At 65.3% G+C, this 380-nt stretch carries 1 pseudogene; it reads left to right on the plus strand.

Going from position 1 to position 380, the window contains the following annotated elements:
• A pseudogene (locus tag EOA13_RS37785) lies at window positions 1-380 on the plus strand (DNA-binding protein); the annotation flags it as partial.

The following is a 380-nucleotide window of genomic DNA, read 5'->3' on the forward strand; positions in this document are numbered from 1 at the left end:
GCTCCAGGTCGACGCCGGCTTCGTGCGGTCCGAGGACGAGCCGCAGACCGAAACCGGCGACGTCGATGAGGGTGAGGAAGGGGGCTCCGACGGCGGAACCCGGTCCAATGGCGACGACGATGGCGATGGTGTTGTCGTCAACGGCAAGCCGGTGAACGACAGCGCCAGTGACGACGGCGAGGACGATGGCATCAAGCCACTGCCCGATCGGCTCGTCTTCGACCTGACCGCGCAGCGGACACTGGCATTGCGCAACGCACTCGCCGGTGACGTCGACATCGCAATCGTCGCCGCACTCCATGCGTTCGTCCTGCAGGTCTTTTATCGTTTCGCGCCGGACACGTGCCTGGAGATCAGCCTGAAGAGCGGCAGCTTCAGCC

The sequence above is a fragment of the Mesorhizobium sp. M7A.F.Ca.US.011.01.1.1 genome (assembly GCF_003998295.1).
Lineage (GTDB): Bacteria > Pseudomonadota > Alphaproteobacteria > Rhizobiales > Rhizobiaceae > Mesorhizobium.